The sequence below is a fragment of the Pseudomonas fulva genome (assembly GCF_023517795.1).
GTDB classification, from domain to species: Bacteria; Pseudomonadota; Gammaproteobacteria; order Pseudomonadales; family Pseudomonadaceae; genus Aquipseudomonas; species Aquipseudomonas fulva_D.
The window spans coordinates 4874653-4889958 of the sequence record NZ_CP082928.1; the positions used below are offsets into that span (position 1 = coordinate 4874653).

The window sequence follows — 15306 nt, forward strand, 5'->3', positions numbered from 1 at the left end:
GGCGTCACATGATGATCTTGTCGCGCAGCTTTTCGGCGGCCTGCTGCAGGGCCTGAATGACCCGCTCCTTGTCGAAGTTCTGGATACCATTGGTGTCCAGGTACATGGAGAAACCGGGCAGTTCGTGCTCGACGTAACTGGAGCTGGCACCCAGGTCGCGGCGGAAGTCCACCACCTGGTAGATCTGCACCGGACGGGTGAAGCCCTTGACGTTGATCTGGCCCTTGTCGCGGCACATGATCACGTCCTTGATCAGCGAATAGGTCTCGTGGGAGATCAGGATCTCCCCGGCCTCGGCGGCGCTTTCCAGGCGGCTGGCGAGGTTCACGTCGCGGCCGATGATGGTGTAGTCCATGCGCGTGTCGGCGCCGAAGTTGCCCACCGTGCAGTAGCCGGTATTGAGGCCCATGCGGATCTCCAGCGGCTTGGTGATGCCCTGGGCGCGCCAGTGCTGGCGCAGCACCTTCATGTGCTTGCGCATGGCGATGGCCATCGACACCGCGGCCATGGCGTCCTTCTTGGCGCCCTGGCTGCTCGGATCGCCGAAGAACACCATCACGCTGTCGCCGATGAACTTGTCGATGGTGCCGCCGAACTTCATGCAGATCTTCGACATCTCGTTGAGGTAGGTGTTGAGCAGGTCGGTCAGGGCTTCGGCTTCCAGCTCTTCGGACAGCTCGGTGAAACCGCGGATATCGGAAAAGAACACGGTGAGTTTCTTGCGCTGGGTCTCCAGGCGCACGTGTTTCTTGCCGCTGAAGATCGATTCCCACACCTGGGGCGACAGGTATTTGGCGAGGTTGCGGGCCAGGCGTGCGGCCTTTTCCTGCTCGCCCTTGATCTGGTTGCGCACCTGGGCGAGACGGATGCCCTGTTGATGCACGAAATAGGCGGATATGCAGATATACAGGATGGTGAACGCGATGCTCACCAGGGCCACCAGCGCCGGTGTTTCCGGGGCCACGTGCAGGTTGGTGAGCGAGGCGGTGAGCAAGGTACCGCTGAACGCGACCAGCAGCGCCAGGCCCATGTCGCGCAAGCCGCCGACGATCAGGGTGCTGAAGCTCAGGGTCAGCAGGAACATCAGGCTGGGCACCACCGAGAAGCCCAGCAGCGCGGCAAACGCGCCACAGTGCAGGGCATCGACGAACAGCAGGGTCATCAGGGTGCGGTGCCGGTGGCCGTCGCGAAACCGCTTGCTCAGCCAGTGGGCCAGGTGCGGGTAGAGCAGCGCATAGGGCACGATCCACAGCAGGCTGTGGCTGAACACCTGCACGTAGGTGCCGGCGGCGACGCTGGCGGCCACGGCGAGATAGGCCAGCATGCGCGAGTAGTATTCGCGGGTGAGCAGCGAGGGCAGGCCATTGGGGACGGCGGAAAGAGTGGTATTCATGCGCTAACGGCGACCCTGCTGAAAGTCCGACTGCATGACCGATCGCCAGGCTGCAAGCGGCGTGCGGACGGGGCCAGCGGAAAACTCGGATCATATACGCTGCAAGGCCGGGCGGCAAAGGCGCAATCCCTGTGACGCCGGCAATCGCGCTGGGCAGGCGTGGCAGGTGCCGCGCCTGAGAACCGATCAAAAACGGATGCGGCCGGTGAGCATGTCCTTGAGCATCACCCAGTCGCCCATCAGCGAGTACAGCGGATACTGGAAGGTGGCGGGGCGATTGCGTTCGAAGGCGAAGTGACCGACCCAGGCGAAACCATAGCCGATCACCGGTACGGCCAGCAGCCACAGCCATTGCCCGCTGATCAGGGCATAGCCGAGCACCATCAGCACCAGCAGGCTGCCTAGGTAGTGCAGGCGCCGACAGGTCGGGTGGCGGTGCTCCTCCAGGTAGTAGGGATAGAACTCGGCGAAGGAGTTGAAACGTTCACTGGGCTGGCTGCTCATCGGCGGTTTCCTGTTGTTATGTCAGCAGAGTCTAGGCCGGGATCCGCTGCAGCAACAGGGTCAGTGCCGCCAGAACGCCGGCATCAACAGCACCAGCACGGTGAGGATTTCCAGGCGGCCCAGCAACATGCCCAGGGTCAGCAACCATTTGGCCATGTCCGGCAGGCTGGCATAGGTGCCGGCCGGGCCGATGATCGGCCCCATGCCCGGGCCGACGCCGGCCACGGTACTGGCGGCGCCGCTCAGCGCGGTGATCCAGTCCAGACCGCAGAGGGTCAGGGCCAGGGCCAGCACGGCGATGATGATGGTGAAGAAGAACGAGAAGGTCAGGATCGAGCGGACGATATCCTCGTCCAGGCGGTGGCGGTTGTACTGCTGCTTGATCACCGCACGGGGGTGCACCAGTTGCATCAGGTTGGCCTTGAGCAGGATGTAGGCGACCTGGAAACGGAAGATCTTCAGGCCGCCCGCCGTGGAGCCCGAGCAGCCGCCGATGAAGCCCAGGTAGAAGAACAGCATGCCTGCGAAACCGCCCCACAGCGAGTAGTCGCCCAGGGCGAAGCCGGTGGTGGTCATCACCGAGGTGGCGTTGACCGCCACGTGGCGCAGGGCATCGAGCCAGTGCAGGTCGGTGGTGAAGTAATACCAGGTGCCCATGCTCAGCCAGACGCTCAGCAGGATGCCGAGAAAGCCGCGCACCTGCTGATCGCCCAGCACGGCGCCGTAGTTGCCACGCAAGGTCGAGACATAGAGCACGAACGGCAGGCTGCCGAGAATCATCAGCACCACGGCGACCCAGTGCACGGCCGGCTGCGTCCATTTGGCCAGGGACAGGTCCGAGGTGGAGAAGCCGCCCGTGGAAATCGCCGACATGCTGTGGTTGATCGCATCGAAGAAACTCATGCCGGCCAGCCAGAAGGCCAGGCAACCGAGCAGGCTGATGCCGAAATACGCCACCGCCATGTACTTGGCGACCATGTGCGAGCGCGGCATGACCTTGTCGGAGCGGTCCGAGGACTCGGTCTGGAACAGGCGCATGCCGCCGATGCGCAGCATCGGCAGAATCGCCACCGCCATGGCGATGAAGCCGATACCACCGAGCCAATGCAGCATCGAGCGCCAGATCAGGATGCCCGGCGACATGTTGTCCAGGCCGATCAGCACCGTGGCGCCGGTGGCAGTGATGCCCGACATGCTTTCGAAGAAGGCGTCGGTGTAGCTCATGTGCTGGGTGAACATGAACGGCAGGGCGGCGAAGATGCACACCATCAGCCAGCTCGACACCGTCAGCAGGTACATGTCGCGGGGGCGCAGGTGAACGTCCCTGGGCCTGCCGCGGGCGATCATCGACAGCCCGGCGATAAAGGTGATCAGGCTGGACCAGGCGAAGGGGCTCACCTGCTCGGCACGGTCGAAGACGAACAGGGTGAACATCGGGCCGATCATACCAATGGCCAGGGTGATCAGGAAAATCCCATTGATGAACGCGATGAGTCGTAGGGTCGGCCAGGCCATCGGTTTTATCCGCGAAAAAGTGGCGCCATTCTACCTGTGCCTGCACCGCTGTAAACCTGCCAGCACGCCCGTCGTCAGGCGCTTTCAGGCCTCTTTACAACGGGCTGGCAGTGCATAGAATACGCGGCCAGGTGCCGGCCCTTGCCGGTTTCTGAGCCCTCTCATCATGTCCGAAAGCAATCCTTGTCTCACGTGCGGCGCCTGCTGCGCGTATTTTCGTGTGTCCTTCTTCTGGGGCGAGTGCCAATCCGCCGGCGGCAGCGTGCCGGACGAGCAGGTCATCCAGATCACCCCCCATCGCGTTGCCATGCGCGGCACCGACGTCAAGCCGGCACGCTGCAACGCGCTGCTCGGCGATGTCGGCCAGGGCACGCGCTGCACGCTGTACGAGCAGCGCTCCAGCACCTGCCGCGAATTCGAGGCGTCCTGGGTCAATGGCGTACACAATCCGCGCTGCGACGATGCCCGCAAGGCCTATGGCCTGCCGCCGCTGACGCCGCCCTTGCAGCCGGAGCTGTCACCGGATCGGGTGGCCTAGGGTCTGTTGCCGTTTCACGCACGGCCGCGCCGGAGCCCGTTTTGCCGCGAGGCAAGGCACGAGCCGCGAAGTTTAGCGGGCTAAATGAGCCGGCGAGAAACGCCGCATCGCGACAAAACGGGCCCGGCCCTACGGGTTGTGCGGGAAATCTCGCCATGCGTCGTTGGAGGACTTGGCAAGGGAAAACGCGGACGGCTAGTCCATTACCTGCGTCCTCCGCCTAGCCTGGCGAGATTTCTCGCGGCAACGCGGCTCGCGTTGAAACGGCAACAGACCCTAGTGTGCTGGCTTCATTGCCTTGATCGCCGTTATTTGTAGCCCGGGTCGAGCGCAGCGACACCCGGGAAAACGTCCTGGGTATCGCTTCGCTCAACGTCAGGCTACGGGCGAGCTGTGGTGAGCGAGGCTGGCATGGCTGGTAGAATCCCGGTTCTTTTCCCTGGAGGTGAGCCGATGGATGCCCTCGAAGCGCTGATCAACCGTGTTTCCGCGCCGCGCCTGATCGAACCGGCGCCGACCGCCGAGCAGCGCGAGCGCCTGTTCCAGGCGGCACTGCGTGCGCCCGATCATGGTCAACTGCGCCCCTGGCGGTTTCTCACCGTCGAAGGGGACGCGCGCCATGCCCTTGGCGCGCTGTACGCCGAGGCGATAGCGAGCAAATATCCCGATGCTGACGAAGAGGCGCTGGCCAAGGCGCGCAACATGCCGCTGCGCGCGCCCTTGATGATCGTGGTCATCGCCCGCCTCCAGGAACACCCCAAGGTGCCGGCTCAGGAGCAGGTGCTGGCCGCCGGCTGCGCCGCCCACGGCATCCTGCTCGCCGCCTACGCCCAGGGCATCGGTGCGGTGTGGCGCACCGGCGAACTGTCCCACGATGCCGTGGTGGACGCCGGCCTGGGCCTGGCGGCCAACGAGCAGGTGATCGGCTATCTGTACCTGGGCACGCCGCAGCGCGAGTTGCGTGAGGCGCCGGCAGTGAATGTCGATGAGTTCGTCAGCGGCTGGGTGGCCAAGGCCCAGGCCTGATTTCCAGCCCGCTTTGTACCGGGTGAAATGCATTGGCGACCCTTTGTGGGCGCGCGCCATGCGCGCGAATTCGCGGGCATGGACTGGGCGTCCCCGCCCGCACCCACAGGGGGTGCCGAGCGGTAGCTACCTCTGCTAGCAGGCTATCGATAAAAGGTTAACCCGCTGCTTCCAACGGCAGGATCAGCTTGGCGCTGAAACCGCCGTCCGGGTGGTTTTGCAGCTGCAGGCGGCCGCCATGGCGTTCCGCGGCGCGGCGGGTGATCGCCAGCCCCAGGCCGTGGCCGGCTGCCGCCTGGCCGGGGGCGCGGAAGAACGGTTCGCCCAGTTGGTCGAGGTATTCGCCAGCCACGCCGGGGCCATGGTCGCGAACTTCCAGGTGCGCTTCGTTGCCGCGGCGCACGACATTCAGTTCGATCGGCTGGCCGTCCGGGTTGAAGCGCAGGGCATTGCGCAGCAGGTTATCCAGGGCGCGCTCGATCATCGCCGGCCAGCCGTGCAGGTGCATGCCCGGTTGCAGGCTGACATCCAGCTGCTGGGCGGGGTGGCTGAGGGTCATGTCCTCACGCAGCTTGGCGGCCAGTTGCGCCAGGTCGATGGGCTGGGCGCCGCCGGGCTCGGCGTCGAGTCGGGCGAGGGCGAGGATCTCGCTGATCAGGTCTTCCAGGCGGTCGCATTCACGGGTCAGCCGTGGCCACAGCCTCTCCCGTTCGGCGGGCTCGGCGCGCTCGGCCAGGGCCAGGGCGATGCGCAGGCGGGCCAGCGGCGAGCGCAGCTCGTGGGAAACGTCACGCAGCAACTGGCGCTGGCTGGCGATCAGGTCCTGCAGGCGGGCGCCCATGCGGTTGAAGTCATTGGCCAGCACCCCCAGCTCGTCGCGCCGGCTGGCCAGGCGTGCCAGGCTGTGCTGCTGGTAGGCGGTCTGTCCCAGGTCGTGCACCGCACCGCGCAGGCGATCCAGCGGGCGGGTGATGGACAGGGTCAGCAACAGGCTCAGCAGGGTCAGCACCACCAGGGCGATACCCAGGGCGCTGAGCGGCCACAGCAGGCTGCCGCGGTGCCAGGCATCCAGTTCCGGGTGCGGAATACGGTAGATGAACAGGTAGGTTTCGCCGCTTGTCGGGCTGGTGTAGTCGGTGGTCAGGCGCCGCCAGGGCAGGCGTTTGTCGCCTTTGTTACGTTCTTCCATGGCGGCGGCACGGGGCGGGAAGGTCCCGCGAATCGCCGGCTGGCCGGCGTCGGTCAGTACCTGGGTGTCGATACGAAAGCGCCGTTTGCGTTGCTCCAGCAGATCCTGCGCCGCCTTGGGGCCGGCTTTCTCGAAGGCCTGCACCCATTCGGCCGGCAGGCCTTCCAGGCCCGGGTGCTGGTTGAGGATCCAGGCATCCTGATTCAGGGCGCGGCCGAGCAGCATGGACAGGCCGGCGACCAGGGCGATCGCCAGCCAGAAACTGCCAAAGATTCGCCAGAACAATGAGCGCACAGGAGACTCCTCAAACGGCAAAAGCCTGCGCCAGGTGAATGGCGCAGGCGGGTAACGGGCTGGCCGCGATCACAGCCAGCGCCAGGGCAACAGACCCTAGGTCAGCCGGCTTTCTTGTGCTCGGCCTTCCAGGCTTCGAAGGCTTCGCGGTCGGCCTTGCGTTCCTTCATCTTGGCGACCTGCTCGTCGAAGGTCTTCTGCTGCTCGGGCGTCAGCACGGCGCGAATGGCGCTTTGCTGCTTCTCGCGGGAGGCCTTGCGCTCGCTTTCCAGGGCCTTCTTGTCGGCTTCGGGCAGCTTGTCCAAGTAGCGCTGGGTCAGTTCGCGGTCGTTCTTTCTCTGCTCGCCCATCAGCTTGTGAACCTGGCGTTGCTGTTCCTTGCTCAGGTCCAGCTCATGGAACATGCGTGGGCCGAGGCCCGGGCCGCCTGGGCGGTGATCGCCACCGGGAGCGGCCATGGCCAGGGTCGGCAGGGTCATGGCGAGGAGCAGGGCGGTCATGGTCTTGCGCATGGTGTTTCTCCTTGTCTCGAAACCGGCCAGTTGCCGGATGTGCCCAGATTAGGGCGTTCAAGGTAAGGCGCAGTCAGCCAAGGTAAAGGCAAGGTAAAGAGAGACCGTACTGTGTAAATGCTCAGCTCGCGTAGTAGTAGCCACGGCCACGCAGCGCCACGATACGCGGGCGACCATCGGCGTGCGGGCCGATCTTCTTGCGCAGGTTGCTGACGTGCATGTCCAGGCTGCGGTCGTAGAGGGTCAGCTTGCGGCCCAGGGCCAGTTGGGCGAGCGCCTGCTTGTCCACCGGCTCGCCGGGCTGCTTGAGCAGCGCTTCGAGCACCCGGCTTTCCGAGAGGGTCAGCACGATCTCCTGACCCTCGGCGCCCAACGCCGCCACGCCACGGGCCGGGCTGAAGCGCAGGTCGCCCAGCTCGATCTGGCTGGATACGGCCGGTGGCAGGCTGCGCCGTAGCACGGCGCGCAGGCGCGCGGTCAGCTCGCGGGGGTCGCAGGGTTTGGCCAGGTAGTCGTCGGCACCCAGCTCCAGGCCGAGAATGCGGTCCAGTGGCTCGCCACGGGCCGAAAGCATCAGCACCGGCAAGTCCGGGTGCTCGCTGCGCAGCTGCTTGAGCAGCTCCAGGCCGCTGCCATCGGGCAGCATCACGTCCAGCACCACGGCGTCCGGGGTGTTTTGTGCCAGTGCCTGGCGCGCGCCCTGGCCATCGTGACAGGCGGTGACCTGGAAGCCTTCCTGGGTCAGCCAGCTGGCCAGCAGGTCACAGAGTTCGACGTCGTCGTCGATCAGCAGCAGCTCATTCATGGCAGCGATGACGATTCCCGGTTACGGCAGTACGTGCTTGAAGGGCTTGACCACCACCTCGGCGTAAACCCCCGCGGTGCGGAACGGGTCGGCGTTGGCCCAGGCTCTGGCGGCTTCCAGCGACTCGAACTCGGCGACGATCAGGCTGCCGGTGAAACCCGCCGGGCCCGGGTCGTTGCTGTCGATGGCCGGGTTGGGGCCGGCCAGTACCAGGCGGCCTTCGCTTTTCAGCTGCTCCAGGCGGGCCAGGTGAGCGGGGCGAACGGAGAGGCGAAGCTCGAGGGAGTTTTCCACGTCGGTGGCGATGATGGCGTAAAGCATGTCGGTCCTTGTGGGCCAGGCGGTGAGCCGCGAGAAAAGAAGCGAGAAACAGCGCGATAGCGGGGCAGGAATCTGCCGGCCGCGGCATAATAACAAACATGAATCGTCGGGAAAGCGCCCCTTATGCAGGTTGATCTTCATTGCCACAGCACCGCTTCGGATGGCGCCCTGCCGCCTGCCGAGGTGGTCGCGCGGGCACACGGGCGCGGCGTCACCATGCTGGCGCTGACCGACCACGACACCCTCGAAGGGCTCGCTGAAGCGCGAGCCACGGCAAGCGAGCTGGGCGTGCAACTGGTCAATGGCATCGAGCTGTCCTGCACCTGGGGCGGCGCGACCATCCACGTATTGGGCTATGCCTTCGACAGCGAGGCGCCGGCCTTGCGCCAGGCCATCGCCGACCTGCACCAGGGGCGCTGGCTGCGCGCCGAGGAGATTTCCCGGCGCCTGGCGCTCAAGGGCATGGAGGGCGCATTGCAAGGGGCACGGGCCATCCAGCAGGCCCAGGGCGAAAGCGATAACGCGCCGGCGCGCCCGCATTTCGCGGAGTTCCTGGTGCGCGGCGGCTTCGTCAGGGATCGCGCCGACGCCTTTCGCAAATGGCTGGGCTCCGGCAAGCTCGGCGACGTCAAGCAGCACTGGCCCACATTAGATGAAACGCTCGAGACGCTGCGCCAGTCCAACGCATGGATCAGCCTGGCCCACCCCTGGCAGTACGATTTCACACGCAGCAAGCGCCGCAAACTGGTGGCCGCATTCGCCGCGGCAGGCGGCCATTCGCTGGAAGTGGTCAATGGCATGCAGCCGGCCGAGCAGGTCGGTGGCCTGGCGATCCTGGCACGTGAGTTCGGCCTGCTGGCCAGCGTCGGCAGCGACTTCCACGCCCCTGGCGACTGGTCGGAGCTGGGCTTGTACCGGCCGTTGCCCGATGACCTTTCCCCGTTATGGACGCGTTTCGGCTGCGCGCCCTCGTACGAAGCCGTTTGAGAGTGGTTAGCCATGAGCCAGTTTTTTCAGATCCACCCGGAAAGCCCCCAGGCCCGTCTGATCAAGCAGGCGGTCGACATCATCCGTAATGGCGGCGTGGTGGTCTACCCGACCGACTCGTCCTACGCGGTGGGCTGCCAGATGGGCGCCAAGAACGCCATGGAGCGTATCCGCCGCCTGCGTCAGCTCGATGACAAGCACAACTTCACCCTGGTGTGCCGCGACCTGTCGCAGCTCAGCACCTTCGCCAAGGTCGACACCGCCGCCTTTCGGCTGCTGAAGAACCACACGCCGGGGCCCTATACCTTCATTCTCAACGCCACCCGCGAAGTGCCGCGCATGCTGCTGCACCCCAAGCGGCGCACCATCGGCCTGCGTGTGCCCAGCCATCCGATCGCCGCGGCGCTGCTCGAAGAACTCGGCGAGCCGATGATGAGCGTCAGCCTGATCCTGCCCGGCGAAGACCTGCCGATGAGCGACCCTTACGAGATGCGCCAGATGCTTGAGCACCAGGTGGACCTGATCATCGATGGCGGCTTTGGCGGCCTGGAGGCCTCCACGGTGATCAGCCTGCTGGACGACGAGCCCGAGGTGATTCGCGTCGGTTGCGGCGATCCGTCGCCTTTCGAGTCGCGCTGATTCGATGGCCAGCGAGACCATCGACAGCCAGGCCGGCGCCCAGCAGGAGCTGCCGTTCGCCATGGTCTATGGCGAGGCGCTCACCGAGCTGCCCGTCGACCTGTACATCCCGCCGGATGCCCTGGAGGTGTTTCTCGAAGCCTTCGAGGGGCCGCTGGACCTGCTGCTCTACCTGATCCGCAAGCAGAACATCGACGTGCTGGACATCCCGGTGGCGGAGATCACCCGCCAGTACATGGGCTACGTCGAGCTGATGCACACGGTGCGCCTGGAGCTGGCTGCCGAGTACCTGGTGATGGCCGCCATGCTCGCCGAGATCAAGTCGCGCATGCTGCTGCCGCGCTCGGCCGAGGCCGAAGAAGAGGAGGACGACCCGCGCGCCGAGCTGATTCGCCGCCTGCTCGAGTACGAGCGTTTCAAGGCCGCCGCCGAAGGCATCGACGCTCTGCCGCGGGTCGGCCGCGACCTGATCGTGCCGCGGGTCGAGGCGCCCGAGGCGCGGGCACGCAAGCTGCTGCCGACGGTGGACCTGCAGGAATTGCTGGTCTCCATGGCCGAAGTGCTGCGCCGCGCCGACATGTTCGAAAGCCATCAGGTCAGCCGCGAGGCGCTGTCCACCCGCGAGCGCATGGGCGAGGTGCTCGACCGCCTCAAGGACGGCGCCTTCGTACCGTTCGTGCAGCTGTTCACCGCCGAGGAAGGTCGCCTTGGCGTGGTGGTGACCTTCATGGCGATTCTCGAACTGGTCAAGGAGTCGCTGGTCGAGCTGGTGCAGAACGAAGCCTTTGCCGCCGTGCACGTGCGCCTGCGCGTGGCAGGCGTGGAAGAGGGCGACAGCGCGTTCGAATGAACTGCTAGACTCGCCGCTTTTACGGCCGCGCTCGGTATGTCCCGTCCATGAATCTGTCCGATCCCAAACAACTCTCCACCTTGCTCGAAGGCCTGCTGCTGGCGTCCGGCAAGCCGCTGTCGTTCGAGCGGATCATGGAATTGTTCGAGGAAGCCGAGCGCCCCGAGGCCGATGTGTTTCGCAAGGCGCTGGCGATTCTCGGTGGCAGTTGCAAGGGGCGGGCCTTCGAGCTCAAGGAGGTGGCCTCCGGTTATCGCCTGCAGATTCGCGATACCTTCTCGCCCTGGGTCGGCCGCCTCTGGGAAGAGCGCCCGCAGCGCTACTCCCGAGCCATGCTGGAAACCCTGGCACTGATCGCCTACCGGCAGCCGATCACCCGCGGCGAGATCGAGGAGATCCGCGGCGTGGCGGTGAACAGCCAGATCGTCAAGACCCTGCAGGAGCGCGAGTGGATTCGCGTGGTCGGCTACCGCGACGTGCCGGGCCGGCCCGCCATGTTCGCCACCACCAAGGGCTTTCTCGATCACTTCAACCTGAAGAACCTCGACGAGCTGCCGCCCCTGGCGGCGTTGCGCGAGCTGGAGCCCGAGCCGATCCTGGCCCAGGACGACGATGACCCGGCCGTGCCACAGAGCCTGCAGGCGCGCGCCGATCTGGCCCTGGCGGACGAGGATTCAGAGCCTGAGACCGACGCCCAGGGCAAGGCCGAAACCAGCTTTGGCTCGCTGCTGGCCGAGCTCGATGCCATGGAGCAGGGCCTGAAAACCGACTTCGATGACCTGGCGCGCGAGGCCGATGAGTCGAACCCCGATGCGCCGGAAACGGTCTCTAACGCTGCGGATGACCCGTCCACCAGCGAGCGCGAATAGACTTCATGAAAGACCCCTGCATCAGCGTCTGCAAATTCGATGACGGCATCTGCCTGGGCTGCGGGCGCAGCAAGGCGGAAATCAAGGCCTGGAAGAAGCTCGACAAGGCCGAGCAGCGCCTGGTCGCCGCCGAGGCCGACATGCGCCTGCTGGCCATGGGCAGCAAAGCACGTCGCAAGCGCTAGCCGCCGACCAGCGGTCAGGCGCTAGACCGCTCGCCGGCTATGCTCTGCTGCCAGGTGCGTGCCGCGGCTGATCCGCGTATGATGCGCGCCCCTTCGACGACTTGGTCGTCCCATCACCAGAAAACACCGGGAGGTGCCCAGATGAGTGAAACCGAAGAATACAGCCCCGCTGGCGAAAAACTGCAGAAGGTCCTGGCTCGCATGGGCCTGGCCTCGCGCCGCGAAATCGAAGCCTGGATCGCCGCCGGTCGCGTCAAGGTCAATGGCAACGACGCCAGCCTTGGCCAGCGTGTCGATCTGCATGACGCCATTTCCGTCGATGGTCGTCTGTTGCGCCGCGAAGAAGCGACGGAGACCGTGCGCCGCGTGCTGATCTACAACAAGCCCGACGGCGAGATCTGCACCCGTGACGACCCGGAAGGTCGCCCCACCGTGTTCGACCGCCTGCCACGCCCGAAGGAGGGCCGCTGGATCAATATCGGCCGCCTGGACATCAACACCACCGGCCTGTTGATGTTCACCACCGACGGTGAGCTGGCCAATCGCCTGATGCACCCGTCCTACCAGATGGACCGTGAATACGCCGTGCGCGTACGCGGTGAGGTGGACGAGGAGATGATCGAGCGCCTCAAGGCGGGCGTGATGCTCGAAGACGGCCCGGCCAAGTTCACCGACATCAAGGAAGCGCCGGGTGGTGAAGGCTTCAACCACTGGTACCACTGCGTGGTCATGGAAGGCCGTAACCGCGAAGTACGCCGTCTGTGGGAATCCCAGGGGCTGGTGGTCAGCCGCCTGAAGCGCGTGCGCTTCGGCCCGGTGTTCATGACCTCCGACCTGCCCATGGGCCGTTGGCGCGAGATGAGCCAGCGTGAAGTCGACATCCTCAGCGAGGAGGTCGGCCTCAAGCCGGTCGCCCTGCCGGAAATGAAGGAAAAGACCCGCGACAAGCTCGACCGCCTGCAGCGCAAGGCCGCCAAGCCGGTTGGCCGTGGTGAGCGCCCGGCGCGCAGCCTGCGCCCCGCCAATGGCGGGCCGGCGCAGCGTAGTTCGCGTGACGAGCAGGGCGAGCGCCCCAGCCGTGCACCGCGCTCGCCACGCAGTGACTCGCCCCGTGGTACGCCGGTTGCCGAGCGCCCGCGCGATGTCGGCAGGAAGCCGGGCAAACCGCGTGGCGAGCGTGCCGAGCCCGCTGAGCGGGGGCCACGCAAGCCGGCCGGTGGCGACAATCGCCGGAGCCGCCCGGCAGGCGATGGCCAGCGTCCGGGCTTCGGTCGCGGCAGCCGCAAGCCGCAGTGAAACGCTGAAAGCTCGTGTAAACCCAGGGGGCAACCCCTTCGACAGGGGGAGCACACAGGTCAAGCTGGAGGAGCGGCTTTGGCCGCGATACCCTGCGAAGGGCTCGCGGCTGCAGTCGCTCCCACGGGTGCCATGCCACCAGCTAGCGGATAAAAAAGGGCCCCAGTCCTCACGGATGGGGCCCTTTTTCGTGGTTCGCTGCCGGGCCCGTCAGACGGCCATGGCCAGGCAGTTGCGGCCGCTGCGCTTGGCGCTGTACAGGGCCTTGTCGGCGCGGTTGAGCAGACCGTCCGCCGACTCGCCGCGTTCCAGGGTGGCACAGCCCAGGCTGATGGACATCTTCACCGTCCGGCCCTGTGCCACGCACTGCAAACCCAGTACCGCTTCACGCAGGCGCTCGCCGACCAGCTGCGCGCCTTCGCGCGGGGTGCCTGACAGCAGCACCAGGAACTCCTCACCGCCATAGCGAAACACCATATCAATGTTGCGCAACTGATCCTTGATGGTGGTGGCGACGGCCTTGAGCACTTCATCACCGGCGCTGTGGCCGTGCTCGTCGTTGATGCCCTTGAAGTGATCGATATCCAGCATCAGCAGCGACAGGGGCTGGCCATTACGACGCGCCAGTTCGATCTCGCGGCCCAGCACCTGATCCATGGCGATGCGGTTGCCGGTGTTGGTCAGCGGATCGCGCAGCGCGCTCTGAATCGCCACGCGGTAGAGCAGGGCATTGCGCAGCGGATACATGAGGCTGGCCAGCAGGGATTCGAGCTGCGCCAGTTCGTGATCGGAAAAGCGCTGGCGCCGCCGGAAGGTCAGCTCGCCCAGGTACTCGCTCTCGTGGCTGAGGCGGTAGGTGGCCGAGTGATTGGCCTGCTGGCCGAAGTCCAGGCGCAGGTCGCTGCTCGAGTGCTGATAGCCCAGCGCGTCCACCGGAACCAGGTGCTGCAGCTCGCGAAAGAAGAGGGCGAGGATGCGCTCGGCGTCCAGGCTGGTCTGCAGCTGCAGGCCAAGGCGCTGGCGCAGCTGTGCCAGGCTGACCGGGCGGGTCTGCTCCTTGCGGGGTGAGAAACCGAGGCGCTGTAGTTTGGCAGCGTCGAAATCGATCGTGTTTTTCTGGCTGGGTGGGACCATTTTTATAAACCTCTGGCGCTTCGTTGCAGCTTGTGAGCTACAGAGCTAATTTCGTGCCAGTCTTTTAGGCTCGCCTGAAAGCCTTCAGGTTCAATGGGTTGCGACGATTGGATGCAGGCAGAGAGCCAGTAGTGGCAAACGGCCGTCAGAATGACGGCAAGCAATTGCCGATTCCAAGGTGGCTGCGACAAATTAATGTCGCAGCCACCGTCGATGAAAAAAGGAATGCCAAAGCGGCTGCAGAGCACCAGCCGCAGCGGTTACTGCGCGTCGAATGCCTGGCCGTTGATGCCCTGGCTGTCCGGCCCCATCAGGTAGAGATAGACCGGCATGATGGCCTCCGGAGTCGGCCGGGTCTGCGGGTCTTCACCCGGGTAGGCCTGGGCGCGCATGTCGGTGCGGGTGCCGCCCGGGTTGACGCTGTTGGCGCGAATCGCGGTGATGCCCTCGATTTCATCGGCCATCACCTGCATCAGCCCTTCGGTGGCGAACTTGGACACCGCGTAGGCACCCCAGTAGGCGCGCCCCTTGCGGCCGACGCTGCTGGAGGTGAACACCACCGAGGCATCGGTGGACAGCTTGAGCAGCGGCAGCAGGGTGCTGGTCAGCATGAACATGGCGTTGACGTTGACCTGCATGACGCGCATGAAATTATCGCCCGACAGCTGCTCCAGCGGCGTGCGCGGGCCGATGATCGAGGCGTTGTGCAGCAGGCCGTCGAGCTTGCCGAATTCTTTCTCTACCATCGCCGCCAGCTCGTCGTACTGGTGCGGCAGCGCTGTTTCAAGGTCGAAGGGAATCACCACCGGCTGCGGGTGGCCCGCCTGCTCGATGGCGTCGTAGGTGCGCGCCAGGTTCTCTTCGCTCTTGCCCAGCAGCAGCACGGTGGCGCCGTGGGCCGCGTAGGTACGCGCCGCGGCGGCGCCGATTCCCCGGCCGGCGCCGGTCACCAGGATCACGCGATCCTTGAGCAGGTCGGGGCGGGCGCTGTAATCGAACATGGTAAGAGTCCTTCGGATTTCTGGGTGTGAGTTGGCGGACGAAGCCCGCCGTCACTCTGGCGGGATTAATCCTAAACAGCGGTGGGTGGTTGGCTGCTGATCGCTATCAATGAAGCAGCGGTGATCCCGGAACCTGCTCACGATTTTTATGTGCATTCAGCGGCAGCTACAAGACAGAAGAGGGCATCGGGCGCTTTTGTAGGGTGGACGACGCTTCATCCGTCCACCGCTTCGAAACCGCGATGGTG

The 15306-nt window shown here is 65.4% G+C and carries 17 protein-coding genes; 8 read left to right on the top strand and 9 right to left on the bottom strand.

The features are described from left to right. Nucleotides 1–4: 4 nt before the first annotated feature. From K8U54_RS22515 to K8U54_RS22525, 3 genes are all read right to left on the bottom strand, one after another. Entirely contained in the window at nt 5–1393 is a 1389-nt protein-coding gene (locus K8U54_RS22515) for an adenylate/guanylate cyclase domain-containing protein (protein ID WP_249907891.1), read from the bottom strand. Nucleotides 1394–1579: 186 nt separating this feature from the next. Then, complete coding sequence (locus tag K8U54_RS22520) at nt 1580–1897, bottom strand: Mpo1-like protein (RefSeq protein WP_249907892.1); 318 nt, start codon at nt 1895–1897, stop codon at nt 1580–1582. 60 nt (nt 1898–1957) lie between these two features. Continuing rightward, complete coding sequence (locus tag K8U54_RS22525) at nt 1958–3412, bottom strand: TrkH family potassium uptake protein (RefSeq protein ID WP_249907893.1); 1455 nt, start codon at nt 3410–3412, stop codon at nt 1958–1960. Nucleotides 3413–3578: 166 nt separating this feature from the next. Here K8U54_RS22525 and K8U54_RS22530 point away from each other — a divergent pair, with 166 nt between their 5' ends. Together K8U54_RS22530 and K8U54_RS22535 are read left to right on the top strand one after the other, a co-directional pair. Beyond that, a complete protein-coding gene (locus K8U54_RS22530) occupies nt 3579–3950 on the top strand; it encodes a YkgJ family cysteine cluster protein (RefSeq protein WP_249907894.1) in 372 nt (123 codons plus the stop codon). Nucleotides 3951–4403: 453 nt separating this feature from the next. Continuing rightward, nucleotides 4404–4976, top strand: a complete 573-nt coding sequence (locus K8U54_RS22535; protein WP_249907895.1) for an NAD(P)H nitroreductase — start codon at nt 4404–4406, stop codon at nt 4974–4976. Nucleotides 4977–5133: 157 nt separating this feature from the next. Here K8U54_RS22535 and K8U54_RS22540 read toward each other — a convergent pair whose 3' ends face one another. The 4 genes from K8U54_RS22540 to K8U54_RS22555 form a co-directional block, all read right to left on the bottom strand. Beyond that, a complete protein-coding gene (locus K8U54_RS22540) occupies nt 5134–6459 on the bottom strand; it encodes a sensor histidine kinase (protein ID WP_249907896.1) in 1326 nt (441 codons plus the stop codon). A 101-nt stretch (nt 6460–6560) separates the two neighbouring features. After that, nucleotides 6561–6971: a Spy/CpxP family protein refolding chaperone gene (locus K8U54_RS22545; RefSeq protein ID WP_249907897.1), complete on the bottom strand. Its 411-nt coding sequence runs from the start codon at nt 6969–6971 to the stop codon at nt 6561–6563. Nucleotides 6972–7092: 121 nt separating this feature from the next. Next, nucleotides 7093–7776 carry a response regulator transcription factor gene (locus K8U54_RS22550; RefSeq protein ID WP_249907898.1) on the bottom strand — a complete coding sequence of 228 codons (684 nt, stop codon included), beginning with the start codon at nt 7774–7776 and terminating at the stop codon, nt 7093–7095. Between the two features lie 21 nt (nt 7777–7797). Further along, entirely contained in the window at nt 7798–8097 is a 300-nt protein-coding gene (locus K8U54_RS22555; protein ID WP_249907899.1) for a YciI family protein, read from the bottom strand. A 123-nt stretch (nt 8098–8220) separates the two neighbouring features. Here K8U54_RS22555 and K8U54_RS22560 point away from each other — a divergent pair, with 123 nt between their 5' ends. From K8U54_RS22560 to rluB, 6 genes are all read left to right on the top strand, one after another. Continuing rightward, nucleotides 8221–9084, top strand: a complete 864-nt coding sequence (locus tag K8U54_RS22560) for a PHP domain-containing protein (RefSeq protein ID WP_249907900.1) — start codon at nt 8221–8223, stop codon at nt 9082–9084. A 12-nt stretch (nt 9085–9096) separates the two neighbouring features. Further along, entirely contained in the window at nt 9097–9723 is a 627-nt protein-coding gene (locus K8U54_RS22565; RefSeq protein ID WP_249907901.1) for an L-threonylcarbamoyladenylate synthase, read from the top strand. 121 nt (nt 9724–9844) lie between these two features. Further along, entirely contained in the window at nt 9845–10573 is a 729-nt protein-coding gene (locus tag K8U54_RS22570) for a segregation and condensation protein A (RefSeq protein WP_249910498.1), read from the top strand. Between the two features lie 47 nt (nt 10574–10620). Beyond that, nucleotides 10621–11442, top strand: a complete 822-nt coding sequence (scpB, locus tag K8U54_RS22575; RefSeq protein ID WP_249907902.1) for an SMC-Scp complex subunit ScpB — start codon at nt 10621–10623, stop codon at nt 11440–11442. Next, nucleotides 11439–11627, top strand: a complete 189-nt coding sequence (locus tag K8U54_RS22580; protein ID WP_249910499.1) for a DUF1289 domain-containing protein — start codon at nt 11439–11441, stop codon at nt 11625–11627. The genes scpB and K8U54_RS22580 overlap by 4 nt, the downstream gene beginning before the upstream one ends. Nucleotides 11628–11768: 141 nt before the next feature. Continuing rightward, the gene (rluB, locus tag K8U54_RS22585; RefSeq protein WP_249907903.1) at nt 11769–12923 is read left to right on the top strand and encodes a 23S rRNA pseudouridine(2605) synthase RluB; all 1155 of its coding nucleotides are present in this window, start codon (nt 11769–11771) and stop codon (nt 12921–12923) included. A gap of 210 nt (nt 12924–13133) precedes the next feature. Here the strand turns inward: rluB and K8U54_RS22590 are convergent, their stop codons facing one another. Both K8U54_RS22590 and K8U54_RS22595 read right to left on the bottom strand, forming a co-directional pair. Then, nucleotides 13134–14057, bottom strand: a complete 924-nt coding sequence (locus K8U54_RS22590) for a GGDEF domain-containing protein (protein ID WP_249907904.1) — start codon at nt 14055–14057, stop codon at nt 13134–13136. Nucleotides 14058–14317: 260 nt separating this feature from the next. Further along, on the bottom strand, nt 14318–15058 hold the full coding sequence (locus K8U54_RS22595; protein ID WP_249907905.1) for a YciK family oxidoreductase: 741 nt from the start codon (nt 15056–15058) through the stop codon (nt 14318–14320). Between the last annotated feature and the right edge of the window lie 248 nt (nt 15059–15306).

Excerpts from the sequence above, each read along its gene's own strand:
- K8U54_RS22515 (WP_249907891.1), bottom strand. The coding sequence starts at position 1,393 with ATGAATACCACTCTTTCCGCCGTCCCCAATGGCCTGCCCTCGCTGCTC.
- K8U54_RS22520 (WP_249907892.1), bottom strand. The coding sequence starts at position 1,897 with ATGAGCAGCCAGCCCAGTGAACGTTTCAACTCCTTCGCCGAGTTCTAT.
- K8U54_RS22525 (WP_249907893.1), bottom strand. The coding sequence starts at position 3,412 with ATGGCCTGGCCGACCCTACGACTCATCGCGTTCATCAATGGGATTTTC.
- K8U54_RS22530 (WP_249907894.1), top strand. The coding sequence starts at position 3,579 with ATGTCCGAAAGCAATCCTTGTCTCACGTGCGGCGCCTGCTGCGCGTAT.
- K8U54_RS22535 (WP_249907895.1), top strand. The coding sequence starts at position 4,404 with ATGGATGCCCTCGAAGCGCTGATCAACCGTGTTTCCGCGCCGCGCCTG.
- K8U54_RS22545 (WP_249907897.1), bottom strand. The coding sequence starts at position 6,971 with ATGCGCAAGACCATGACCGCCCTGCTCCTCGCCATGACCCTGCCGACC.
- K8U54_RS22550 (WP_249907898.1), bottom strand. The coding sequence starts at position 7,776 with ATGAATGAGCTGCTGCTGATCGACGACGACGTCGAACTCTGTGACCTG.
- K8U54_RS22555 (WP_249907899.1), bottom strand. The coding sequence starts at position 8,097 with ATGCTTTACGCCATCATCGCCACCGACGTGGAAAACTCCCTCGAGCTT.
- K8U54_RS22560 (WP_249907900.1), top strand. The coding sequence starts at position 8,221 with ATGCAGGTTGATCTTCATTGCCACAGCACCGCTTCGGATGGCGCCCTG.
- K8U54_RS22565 (WP_249907901.1), top strand. The coding sequence starts at position 9,097 with ATGAGCCAGTTTTTTCAGATCCACCCGGAAAGCCCCCAGGCCCGTCTG.
- scpB (WP_249907902.1), top strand. The coding sequence starts at position 10,621 with ATGAATCTGTCCGATCCCAAACAACTCTCCACCTTGCTCGAAGGCCTG.
- rluB (WP_249907903.1), top strand. The coding sequence starts at position 11,769 with ATGAGTGAAACCGAAGAATACAGCCCCGCTGGCGAAAAACTGCAGAAG.
- K8U54_RS22590 (WP_249907904.1), bottom strand. The coding sequence starts at position 14,057 with ATGGTCCCACCCAGCCAGAAAAACACGATCGATTTCGACGCTGCCAAA.
- K8U54_RS22595 (WP_249907905.1), bottom strand. The coding sequence starts at position 15,058 with ATGTTCGATTACAGCGCCCGCCCCGACCTGCTCAAGGATCGCGTGATC.